Source organism: Nevskia sp. (assembly GCF_051860985.1).
Lineage (GTDB): Bacteria > Pseudomonadota > Gammaproteobacteria > Nevskiales > Nevskiaceae > Nevskia.
The window spans coordinates 92,707-103,912 of the sequence record NZ_JBIMKV010000003.1 but is presented as its reverse complement, the minus strand read 5'-3'; the positions used below and the strand labels follow the sequence as shown (position 1 = coordinate 103,912).

10 protein-coding genes are annotated in these 11,206 nt (G+C 70.9%); 3 read left to right on the top strand and 7 right to left on the bottom strand.

The window, feature by feature from the left end; genetic code table 11:
- Positions 1 to 8 precede the first annotated feature (8 nt).
- Positions 9 to 791 (bottom strand): SDR family NAD(P)-dependent oxidoreductase, encoded by a 783-nt coding sequence (locus tag ACTIGJ_RS04130; RefSeq protein ID WP_439639019.1) that lies wholly within the window; start codon positions 789 to 791, stop codon positions 9 to 11.
- A 308-nt stretch (positions 792 to 1,099) separates the two neighbouring features.
- Between ACTIGJ_RS04130 and ACTIGJ_RS04125 the strand changes: the two genes are divergently transcribed.
- Complete coding sequence (locus tag ACTIGJ_RS04125) at positions 1,100 to 1,510, top strand: hypothetical protein (RefSeq protein ID WP_439639018.1); 411 nt, start codon at positions 1,100 to 1,102, stop codon at positions 1,508 to 1,510.
- Positions 1,511 to 1,639: 129 nt separating this feature from the next.
- Positions 1,640 to 2,860, top strand: coding sequence for an aspartate aminotransferase family protein (locus tag ACTIGJ_RS04120; protein WP_439639017.1), 1,221 nt, complete (start codon positions 1,640 to 1,642; stop codon positions 2,858 to 2,860).
- 61 nt (positions 2,861 to 2,921) lie between these two features.
- On the opposite strand, the gene ACTIGJ_RS04115 is transcribed toward ACTIGJ_RS04120, so the two are convergent.
- On the bottom strand, positions 2,922 to 3,878 hold the full coding sequence (locus ACTIGJ_RS04115; RefSeq protein ID WP_439639016.1) for a general secretion pathway protein GspB: 957 nt from the start codon (positions 3,876 to 3,878) through the stop codon (positions 2,922 to 2,924).
- On the bottom strand, positions 3,875 to 5,569 hold the full coding sequence (locus ACTIGJ_RS04110; protein ID WP_439639015.1) for an ExeA family protein: 1,695 nt from the start codon (positions 5,567 to 5,569) through the stop codon (positions 3,875 to 3,877). Before ACTIGJ_RS04110 ends, ACTIGJ_RS04115 begins: the two co-directional genes overlap by 4 nt.
- Before the next feature lie 149 nt (positions 5,570 to 5,718).
- On the opposite strand from ACTIGJ_RS04110, the gene ACTIGJ_RS04105 reads away from it, so the two are divergent.
- Positions 5,719 to 6,513 (top strand): Crp/Fnr family transcriptional regulator, encoded by a 795-nt coding sequence (locus tag ACTIGJ_RS04105; RefSeq protein ID WP_439639014.1) that lies wholly within the window; start codon positions 5,719 to 5,721, stop codon positions 6,511 to 6,513.
- A gap of 70 nt (positions 6,514 to 6,583) precedes the next feature.
- Here the strand turns inward: ACTIGJ_RS04105 and hemN are convergent, their stop codons facing one another.
- From hemN to ACTIGJ_RS04085, 4 genes are all read right to left on the bottom strand, one after another.
- On the bottom strand, positions 6,584 to 8,008 hold the full coding sequence (hemN, locus tag ACTIGJ_RS04100; protein WP_439639013.1) for an oxygen-independent coproporphyrinogen III oxidase: 1,425 nt from the start codon (positions 8,006 to 8,008) through the stop codon (positions 6,584 to 6,586).
- Positions 8,005 to 8,685 (bottom strand): urease accessory protein UreH domain-containing protein, encoded by a 681-nt coding sequence (locus tag ACTIGJ_RS04095; protein ID WP_439639012.1) that lies wholly within the window; start codon positions 8,683 to 8,685, stop codon positions 8,005 to 8,007. Before ACTIGJ_RS04095 ends, hemN begins: the two co-directional genes overlap by 4 nt.
- Positions 8,686 to 8,805: 120 nt before the next feature.
- Positions 8,806 to 8,946: a cbb3-type cytochrome oxidase assembly protein gene (locus ACTIGJ_RS04090; protein WP_439639011.1), complete on the bottom strand. Its 141-nt coding sequence runs from the start codon at positions 8,944 to 8,946 to the stop codon at positions 8,806 to 8,808.
- Positions 8,943 to 11,192: a heavy metal translocating P-type ATPase gene (locus tag ACTIGJ_RS04085; RefSeq protein WP_439639010.1), complete on the bottom strand. Its 2,250-nt coding sequence runs from the start codon at positions 11,190 to 11,192 to the stop codon at positions 8,943 to 8,945. The genes ACTIGJ_RS04090 and ACTIGJ_RS04085 overlap by 4 nt, the downstream gene beginning before the upstream one ends.
- Positions 11,193 to 11,206: the final 14 nt, after the last annotated feature.

The following is an 11,206-nucleotide window of genomic DNA, read 5'->3' as shown; positions in this document are numbered from 1 at the left end:
ATCCGGATTCAGCGCGGCGCCATGCGGATGGCGCCGTCCAGCCGCACCGATTCGCCGTTGAAGTAGCCGTTCGAGCACATCTCGACGACCAGGCTGGCGTATTCGGCCGGCGAGCCGAGACGCTTCGGGAACGGCACCGACGCCGCCAGCGCGTCCTGCACGTTCTGCGGCATCGACGCCATCATCGGGGTCAGGAAGATGCCCGGCAGGATGGTGTTGACGCGGACGCCTTCGTTCATCAGGTCGCGGGCGATCGGCAGGGTCATGCCGAGCACGCCGGCCTTCGAGGCCGAATAGGCCGACTGGCCGATCTGGCCATCCTGCGCTGCGACCGAAGCGGTATTGATCACCACACCGCGCTCGCCGTGTTCCAGCGGCGCGGCCGTGATCATGCCGGCGGCGCTCTTGGCGATGCAGCGGAAGGTGCCGATCAGATTGATCTGGATGGTCTTTTCCCAGGTCGCGAGATCGAAGTGCTTGATCTCGCCCGTCTTCTTGTCGAAGCCGGCGGTCTTGGCGGCGGTGGCGATGCCGGCGCAGTTGACCAGGATGCGTTCCTGGCCGTGGGCGGCACGGGCCTTGGCGAAGCCGGCGTCGACATCGGCATCGGACGTCACGTTCACCTTGCAGAACACGCCGCCCAGTTCGGCGGCCAGCGCTTCGCCGCGCGCTTCGTTCATGTCGAAGATGGCGACCTTGACGCCGAGGGAAGCGAGCTTGCGGGCAGTGGCTTCGCCGAGCCCGGAGGCGCCACCGGTGACGACGGCGGCGACGGATGCATCAAGAATCATGGGGAATCCTCATCGTTGATTGGAAGTTGATTATAACTTTCGTGCAAACCGCGCTGTCCCGCCGGAAATTTGCAAAGAAGCTGTGCGCCAGATCGCAATGGCAAGGGCTGCGTCAGATCCGGGTTTCGAGACTTGTCGGTATAAGCAAGCGGCGTGACCGGCTCCTGCCGCGACCGTTGATCGGCTGAAAGCGACCGTTCAGGTCGGCTTCGTTGATCCCCGACTGCGGTTTTCCGGTCCTTGGTCGATAGCAGCACATCCCTGCAACTCGCCGGACTCGCCTCCGGATCACGAGGAGAACCCGCACCATGCTCAGACTAGACGACAGCATCTTCGAGTACGCCCTGTACGACGTCTTCAACGCCGTCGGGGCCCAAGCCGGCACCGCCGTCGATCTCCAGACGCTGCGCGATCAGTGGCGCAGCACGGGCTTGCGACACACGGATTTGTACGTCGCGCTGGACCTGCTGACCACCGCCGAAAGTCTGGTGGCGGTCGGGCCCCAGGTCTGGGCACTGACGGCGGACGGCGCCAGCCGCGCACGGGCGCTCGGCGCGGTCGCCGCGCCGACGATGGCCGACCAGGTGGCCCGCAGCGTGCTCAAGCTGATCCGCGAGCGGGTGCCTGCCGGTGCCGCCGGTCCGCGTCATCCGGTCGGCCGTCGGGGCGTCACGACGCGCGTCCGGGTACGCACGTCGACGCGGCTCGGCGGCGCCTGAATCGTTCGCGATCGGCGCATCCGGCCCCGGATGTGCCGTGATTGCCCGCCGGAGCCGGCGCCGAAATGGCACCATATCGCGTGGAATTTTCCACGGATTTTCGATGCGGCAGTCCCGCAGGTGCAGAACATGAACGTCACCCGCTCGACCTTCAACGAGGTCATGGTTCCCAACTATCAGCCCGCCGACATGGTCATGGTGCGAGGCGAGGGCAGCCGCGTGTGGGACCAGGACGGCCGTGACTACGTCGACTTCGCCGGCGGCATCGCCGTCACCCTGCTCGGTCACTGCCATCCGAAGCTGGTCGCCGCGTTGACCGACCAGGCCGGCAAGCTCTGGCACCTGTCGAACGTGATGACCAACGAGCCGGCGCTGCGGCTGGCACAGAAGCTGGTCGACGCCACCTTTGCCGACCGCGTGTTCTTCTGCAATTCCGGCGCCGAAGCCAACGAGGCGGCGTTCAAGCTGGCCCGCCGCTACGGCAATTCGATCGACCCCGCGAAGCACGAGATCATCTCGTTCTACAACGCCTTCCACGGCCGCACGCTGTTCACCGTGTCGGTCGGCGGACAGGCCAAGTACACGCAGGGTTTCGAGCCGATCCCTGCCGGCATCACCCATCTGCCGTTCAACGACATCGCCGCACTCGAAGCGGCCGCGTCGTCGCGCACCTGCGCCATCGTCCTGGAGCCGATCCAGGGCGAGGGCGGCATCCTGCCGGCGACGCCGGCATTCATTGCTGCCGCACGCCGTCTCGCCGACCAGCACCAGGCGCTGCTGATCTTCGACGAGGTGCAGAGCGGCATGGGCCGCAGCGGGCATCTCTACGCCTATCAGCACTACGGCGTGACGCCGGACGTGCTGACCTCGGCGAAAGGTCTCGGCGGCGGCTTCCCGATTGGCGCGATGCTGGCCACCGAGGCGGCGGCTCAGGTGCTGGCCTTCGGCACCCACGGCTCGACCTACGGCGGCAACCCGCTGGCCTGCGCGGTCGGCGAAGCGGTGCTTGATCTGGTCAACACGCCAGCCGTGCTGGACGGCGTCGGGCAGCTCGCCCAGCGGATCCGCGACGGTCTCGATGCCATCGGCCGTCGTTATGGCGTTTTCGCGCCGAGCCGTGGCCTGGGCCTGCTGATCGGTGCGCCGATGAGCGAGGCCTGGCGTGGCCGTGCCAAGGACATCGTCAACGCCGCGATGGCCCACGGCGTCTGGACCCTGGTGGCCGGTCCGGACGTGTTGCGTCTGGCGCCGTCGCTGGTGATCAGCGAGGCCGACATCGCCGAAGGCCTGCGCCGGCTGGAAGCGGCGGTCGCCGGGCTGGTCGGCATGCCGAGCGCTGCCGCTGCCTGATCACCGTCAGTACCGCAGCCACGAAAAAGCCCGCCATCGGCGGGCTTTTTCGTGATGCAGCTCAGCGGTTCAGCGTGTAGAGCACGCGTTCGTTGCGCCAGTCGACCACCAGACCATCGGCCACGATCTCGGCGATCCGTGGCCCTTCGGCCAGCGGGTCGCCTTCGCGGTAACGCTTGCCGTTGACCAGCACGAAGCGGCGCTGCGGATCGGCGTTGTAGACGTGGACATCGACGGCCAGCGGCGGAAACTCCGCGCGATAGGCCGCCGGCATGTCCTTGAGCCGGCGCAGCCCGGGCGGCACTTCGGTTGTCGCTGCGGCGGGCCGTTCGGTGGCCGGCGGCTGGCCTTCAGGCGCGGAATGCACGGCCGTACCCGGGGCTGATGGATGCGATGCCGGCGAGACAGCGACCGATGACGCGGCATCGGTTTCGGCGGCGAGCGCCGGCGCAGGGTCCAGCGTGATCGGTGCCGGCCCCGGCGCGGGGGGTGCGGCGGCAACGACGGCGGCCGCAGCTGGGGCCGGCTTGGGCGCGGCTGGCTGCGCAGCCTGGCGTTCCGGCGCCATCGACGGCGTGTACAACGTCGGTCCGGGGGCCACTGGCGCAGCGCCGGGATTGGCCGGCGGGTCGGTTTCGACGGGCACGAAATCGTTGTCGGTGGTGACCGGCACTTCGCCGGTCAGATCGTCGAGCGAGGCGATGCTGTCGCCATCCTCGATCCGCGCGCTGGCCCGATCTTCCACGGGGGGCGCGGTTGGTTCGACCACCGCCGGCGCGGCGGCAGCGGGTTCCGGGCTTGCCACGGCTGGCGCAGCCTTGCCGGTGGCACGGAACCACAGCGCCGCAGCGGCCACCAGCAGCGCTGCTGCAACGGCCAGCGCCGCGATCCAGCGCTGCTGTTGCGGCCGGGATTCCGGCAGCGGCGGCGGCGCGGCCACTTCATCCAGCGGCGCCGGTGCTTGGCCGAGCTTGCGCTCGCGCTCGGCTCGCTTCAGGGCGTCGAGGATCAGACTCATGGCGCATCTCCCAGCGATGGCCAACCGGTGTTCGGTGCCAGGTTGGCGAGCAGCAGCAAGGTGCGGGCATCGGCCACGCCCTCGTCCGGCAGGCCATGGGCGACCTGGAAGCGCGACAGCTGGCTGCGCAGCTCCGGCCCGAAATTGGTCGGCAGCGCGCCGCTCAGCGTCTTGCCTTCGGCCTTGGCCAGCACCTTGCGCAGCCAGACGATCGAATCGCCCTTGGTGGTCCGGTTGATCTGGCTTTCCGGGATCGGCCGCTGCCACAGCAGCAGGAACTCGCCGTTCCACAGCGGATCGAGCATCGACAGCGACAGCCGCAGCGGGCCGTCGGCGGTATCGACGCTCATGTTGTCGCCGTCGATCGCGCGCAGCAGCACGTACTGGCGGCGGCCATCCTCGAACTCCAGCGTCAGGATCGCCGGGCGATTCATCTGCCGCAGTTCGTCCCAGCCGGCCTCGCCCTTGAAGCAGTCGAGGCCATTCTTGGCCAGCGCCTTGCAGACGTTCTCGCCGCGCGGAATGTTCAGCCCCGGCTGCCACAGGCCGATCAGCCGGGCCATCACCGCCGGCAGCGGCTGCGCGGTGGCGCGCAAGGCGCCGAGGCCGGAGGGCTTCGGTGCCGGCGGCGGCGTCCGCACGGCAGCGGTTGGTGTCGTCGTCGAGGCCGGCATTTCAGCGGCGGCGGCCGGTGCCGGCGTACTCGCCGCCGGTGCTGCCGGCGAGCGCGAACGACCCAGCGTCTGGTCGAGCAGCACGCCTGCGATCACCAGCGCCGCAACCGCCAGCGCTGCTTCCACCCACGGCAGCGGCAACGCCTGCGGACGCAGCCGGCCGAACCAGCGGCTCAGGCCCCGACGGCCGGACGGCGCGCCGAGCACCTCGACCGCCGCCTGATCGACGATCGCCGCCGTCACCGCGCGCACGCCACGGGCGTAGGCGCCGAGCAGCGCGCGGTCGCAGATGATGTTGATCTGGCGCGGAATGCCGCGCGAATAGTGGTGCACGCGGCGCATCGCGGCGTCGGTGAACAGGTCGGCCGGGCCGCCGACCACATGCAACCGGTGGATGATGTACTGCAGCGTCTCGACCACGCCGAGCGGCGTCAGGTGGAAGCGTGCGGTGATGCGGCTGGCCAGCTGGCGCAGGTCCGGCCGCGCCAGCAGCTCGCTGAGCTCGGGCTGGCCGATCAGCATGATCCGCAACAGCTTTTCCTTGTCGGTTTCCAGATTGGTCAGCAGCCGCACCTGTTCCAGCACCGGCTGCGGCAGGTTCTGCGCCTCGTCGATGATCAGCACCGTGCGGCGGCCGGCGGCGTGGCTGGCCAGCAGGTGCTGGTTCAGCGCATCGACCAGCACCTTGATCGACGGCTGGCCTGCTGCCGTGCCGCGACCGGGATAGTCGACATCCAGTTCGTCGCAGATCGAGGCCACGAACTCGATCTCGTTCTGGCGCGGGTTGTGGATCATCGCGATATCCACATTGGCCAGCTTCTGGGCCAGCAGGGTGCGGACGATCGTGGTCTTGCCAGTGCCGACCTCGCCGGTCAGCTGCACGAAGCCGCCGTACTGGCCAGTGCCGTAGAGCAGATGACCGAGCGCTTCCTGGTGGTGACCGCTCATGTACAGGAACGCCGGGTCCGGGGCGATCGAGAACGGCGGCTCGCGAAGGTTGTAATGCGCGGCGTACAAGGGCGGGAGCGGTTCGAAAAAGGCGCGGAACGCGAGTCGCGGGAGTATAGCGAATGGTCCGTGGCAGCCGATCGACGGCGGTTCCTACGTAGTTTCCGCAAGCGGCCTGCGGCAAGCGCGGATGTTGCGCAGGCGGGCCGCAGCCGACCATGACGGCAGTTCCCAGCACCGTGACCGCCATGACCACCGAAGCCGCCGCCCCGACCCTGAAGACCGACTGCCTGCTGTGCCCGGTGCGCAGCTGCCTCGTCCACCGCGATGGCGGCGAACAGGCCCAGGCCTGGAGCGACATGCTGGCACCGCGCCAGGCGCTGATGCCCGGCGACGGTGCGCTGCAGCGCGCGGGCGACCGGCTGGAGGCGCTGTACTCGGTACGCGGCGGCTGCGTGAAGACCTATACCGTCGATGCTGCCGGCCACGAGCGGATTCGCGGCTTCTATTTCCCGGGCGACCTGATCGGCCTCGACGCCATCGGCGGCGGCATCTGCCTGTCGACCGCCGTGGCGGTGGTGCCGTCGCAGGTCTGCGTCGCACCGCTGGCCGAGCTGCAGGGGCTGATGGGCCGCATGCCGATGGTCGCGATGCGGGTCATGGAGCAGACCAGCCGGGCGCTGGCGATGTCGCTGGCCATTGCCGGCGACTACACCGCCGAGCAGCGGCTGGCCGCGTTCCTGTTGCAGCTGCGCGACCGCATCGGCCTCGGGCTCAGCGGCTGCCTGCGCCTGCCGATGGCCCAGCGCGATGTCGGCAATTACCTGCGGCTGGCCAATGAAACCGTGTGCCGCAGCCTGAAGCGCTTCGAGCAGAAGGGCTGGCTGCAGGCCACCGAGCGCGGTCTGAAGCTGCTCGACGAGGCCGCGCTGCGCACAGCGGCAGCACCGGTCGGCCTTGATGTTCCGGCGAACCCGCGCATGATCCAGGGGGCCATCCGGCGGGCGGCCTGAGCGCCGCACTTCGCGGCCATCGAGCCGGCCCGAGGGCCGGCTTTTTTGTGCCGGTGGCGGTCGATGCCGCTCAGATCAGCCGCGAGTAGCGCGCCGTCGCCACGGCGGGTGCGGCCACCGCCGTGGCGGCCGGCGACAGGTAGGCATCGAACGGCATGGCGATGGCCCGCAGCAGGTAGCGGCCGGTCGGCGTCACGGTGATGCCGCTGCGGTCGATCACCACCAGGCCGTCCGCCGCCATCGCATCGAAGCGCGCCAGTTCGGCGACGAAATGGCTGCGGAAGTCGATCCCGTGCACGGCCTCGATGTCGGCGAAGCGCAGCCGTCCCTCGCACATCAGCGCGGCGACGACATCGCGACGCAGTCGGTCTTCCGCCGTCAACAGCAGGCCGCGATCAATCGCCAGCCGGCCGGCGTCGATCGCGGCATTCCAGTCGGCCAGGCTGCGGGCGTTCTGGCCGTAGCTGTCGCCGATGCTGGAAATGGCGCTGACACCGAGGCCGATCAGGTCCAGCCCGGCGCGGGTCGCATAGCCCTGGAAGTTGCGATGCAGGCTGCCATCGCGCAGCGCGCGGGCCAGTTCGTCCTGCGGCAGCGCGAAGTGATCCATGCCGATGTACTGGTAGCCGGCGGCCAGCAGCCGCTCGATCGACAGGTTCAGCAAGGCCAGCCGGGTTTCGCCATCGGGCAGCTCGTCGATGCGGATCTGCCGCTGCGCCTTGAAGCGGTCTGGGACGTGCGCATACGCGTAGGTCGAGATGCGGTCCGGACGCAGCGCAATCACCTGGTCGAGCGTGCGTGCGAAGCCGGCAAGCGTCTGCTTCGGCAGGCCGTAGATCAGGTCGGCCGACAGCGACTCGAAGCCGGCCGCGCGGGCCGCCTCGATCAGTGCCGCGACCTCGGCATAGGTCTGGCGGCGATTGACCGCGTCCTGCACCGCCGCATCGAAATCTTGGATGCCGAAGCTGGCACGGTTGAAGCCGAGCCGCGCCAGTTCGGCCAGCGTGGCCGGCGTGATCGAGCGCGGATCGATCTCGATCGAGTACTCGCGGCTTGCGTTGCGGGCCAGCTGGAAGTGGGCATCGAGCCCGTCGAGCAGCCGCTGCAGCTGGGCGATCGACAGGAAGGTCGGCGTGCCGCCGCCGAAGTGCAGCTGCTCGACGCTCGGCCGGCCCGGCAACAGTGCGGCCTGCAGCGCGGCCTCGCGGATCACGCGTTCGACATAGGCATCGCCGAGCGCGTGATCGCGCGTGATGATCCGGTTGCAGCCGCAGTAGAAGCACGGGCTTTCGCAGAACGGCACATGCACGTACAGCGAAAGCGGCGCGCCGATCGCCGCCGCGCTGCGCTGCGCCGCAGCGGCATGCTCGGCTGCGCCATGGGCGGGCGTGAACTGCATCGCCGTCGGGTAGGAGGTGTAGCGCGGGCCGTTGCCGTCATGACGGCGGATCAGCTCGGCGGACGGCAGCGGCGACAGCGGACGGGCGTGGCTCATGAGGCAGACACCGGGGCAGGCGCGGCGCACCAGCTGCGCAGCGGATCGGAAGGAACGAAGACGGTGGCGGCCAGGCTCAGCAGGCCGATCGCCACCAGCCACCAGCCGCTGCGGCGACGCGGCCAGAGCGCCCGGCTGCGCCAGCCGACCAGCGCCAGCAGCGGCGTGCCGCCGAGCGCGAAGGCGCCGGCCAGCAGCGCGCCGTCGACGGCGCGACCGGACAGCGCCGCCAGCAGCAGCACCGAATAGAGCAGGCCGCAGGGCAGCGCCGCCCAGGCGACGCCGCGCAGCAGCAGCGCCACCGCAGCGCCACGTCGCGGCGCCTGCAGGGACGGCCGGCAGCAGGCCGCACCCGCCGCCGGGCGCAGCAGCAGCGAGGCGCCGATCGCCACCAGCAGCGCCGCCGCCAGCAGCTGCAGCAGGCGACCCAGCGCGGGATCGGGCAGGTGACGCAGCAGCTGCTGGCCGATGCCGCCGGCCGCGGCGCCGAGTGCGGCGTAGCCGAGCAGACGCCCGCCGTGCAGCAGCGCCAGCGCGCGGCCGATCGGCAGTGCGCCGGCGGCGCGCGCCTGCTGGGCCGACAGCGCGCCGCACATCGCCACGCAATGAACGCTGGCGGCGGCGCCGGCCAGCAGCAGCGCGGGGGCGCCGAGGACGGTGACCGGCAGGGCGTTCATGGCCGCTCCCGGCCCGGTGTGTCGCGGGCGGGCGAACGCAGTGGCGAGCGCGGGTGATGGATCATGCCGCCAGTGTCGGCGCCGGCGGCGGTGGTCGCCTTGACCTGGGTCAAGCCCGGCTCAGCGTTCGTCGTCCGGCAGCTGGCGGGCCTGCTCGTCGAGTCGTTCGAACTGGCCGCCGAACACCGCGACCAGGAATACGGCGATGGCGCCGAAGACGATGACGACGCCAAGCGGAATCAGCAGGTAGAGACTGGTCATGGCAGCACCGGCCGCATCGGCGGCATGGGCGGGGTTGGGCCCGCGCTGCCGCGCTGGGCATTGAGCACCACCAGCAGCGAGGACAGCGACATGCCGGCGGCAGCCAGCCACGGCGGCAGCTGGCCGGTCATCGCCAGCGGCAGCACCAGCAGGTTGTAGCCCAGCGCCCAGCCGAGGTTCTCGCGGATCCGCCGCCGCGTGTCGTGCGCCACCGACAGCGCCAGCGGCAGCCCGGCCAGCGAATCGCCGAGCAGCAGCAGGTCGGCGCGCGACTGGGTCAGCGCAGCGCCGTTCGGCATCGCGGCGGAGACGTCGGCGGCGGCCAGCAGCGGCGCATCGTTGAGGCCATCGCCGACTGCCAGCACACGGTGACCGGCCGCCTGCAGCGCCTGCAGATGGGCCAGCTTGCCGGCCGGGGTCTGGCGCGCGGCGTGGCGCGCAATGCCGAGCCGCGCAGCCATCGCCGCGACCGCCGTCGCGCCGTCGCCGCTGAGCAGTTCCAGCCGCAGGCCGCGCTGTTCGAGGTCGCCGACGACGGTGGCCGATTCCTCGCGCACGCGGGCGGCCAGCACGAACAGTGCGGCCGCCACGCCATCGACGACCAGCGCGATCACGGTGTCGTCAGCGCGCAACTCAGCCGCCGCCGGCATCGCGATGGCCACCGGGCTGGCGTCGAGCGCGCCGAGCCAGCAGGCGCGGCCGTCGACCCGGCCTTCGATGCCGGCGCCGGGAAGCTGGCGGACCTGCTGCGCCGGCAGGCCGCGGTCGCGGTCGGCGAAGGCACTGGCGATCGGATGCCGGCTGCCGCGTTCCAGTGCGGCGGCGATGCCGGTGAGCGTGTCGGCATCCAGGCCGGTGGCGGCCTCGGCCAGCGGCAGCACCTGCCGCAACAGCAGCGCGTTGCGAGTCAGCGTGCCGGTCTTGTCGAACAGCACGGTATCGATGCCGGCCAGCGCGCTCAGCGCGCCGCCATTGGCCACCAGCACGCCCTGCTTGGCCAGCCGCGCACTGCCGGCCGCCAGCGCGACCGGCACCGCCAGCGACAGCGCGCAGGGACAGGACGCCACCAGCACTGCCAGCGCGATGCCGAAGGCGGCTTCACCGCCGGCACCCCGGTACAGCGCCAGCGCGGCGCCGACGGCGGCCAGCGCCAGCACCGCCGCGATGAAATGGGCGGCGATGCGGTCGGCGATCCGCTGCACGCGTGGCTTGGCGCGGCCGGCGTTGTCGAGCAGCCCGGCGATCTGCGCCAGCACGGTGTCATCGCCGAGCCGCTCCACCCGCAGCGCCAGTGCGCTGCTGCCGAGGTTCAGGCTGCCGGCCAGCAGGCGATCGCCGACTGCATGCAGCACCGGCCGCGATTCGCCGCTGAGCAGCGCCTCGTCGAGTTCCGCCGGCAGGTCGAGCAGCCGGCCATCGGCCGGCAGACTGTCGCCGGGCGCGACGATGGCGATGTCGCCGATCGCCAGCGCGTCGATCGCGATCGTCTCGACCACCGGGCCGACGCGGCGCTGCGCGGTCAGCGCCCGACGGCTGGCCAGCAGGCGCAGGTGCTCGCTGGCCTTGTCGCGTCTGCGGCCTTCGAGCTGCCGGCCGATCAGCAGGAACCAGACGAACATCGTCGCGGTGTCGAAATACAGCTCGCCGCTGCCGAGCGCGGTCCGCACCGCAGAGGCGATGAACGCGGCCAGCAGCGCCAGCGCCACCGGCACGTTCATGTCCAGCTGCCGGTCGCGCAGGCTGCGCCAGGCGGCCGACAGGAACGGCCAGCCGGCCCACAGCACGCCGGGAATCGACAGCAGCAGCTGTGCCGTGCGCAGCAGCGGCTCGATGTCCGGCCCGCTGTCGATGCCGAAGTAGCTCGGCCAGGCCAGCATCATCACCTGCATCGCGCAGATGGTGGCGACTCCGATCCGCGCCAGGCTCAGGCGCTGCGCGCGGCGGGCGCGGTCGGCGCCATCGGCGCTGGCCAGCAGGCGCGGCTCGAGGCCGCTCCGATCGAGCGCCGCCAGCAGCCCGGACAGCGGCGTCGCCGCCGGGTCGTAGCGGAAGCGCAGACTGCGGGTGGCGACATTGACGGCGACTTCGCGGGCGCCGGCGGCCACTGCCTTTTCGGCGCGCGCGGCGCAGGCGGCGCAGTGCATGCCGTCGAGCGCCACCGTCACCTCATAGCCGCCGGTGCGGGGCCGGGCGAAGCCGCCGCGCAGGTCGGCGCGGTCGTAGACGGTCCAGTCGCGATCGGTCATGGGTGGCAGTGCGG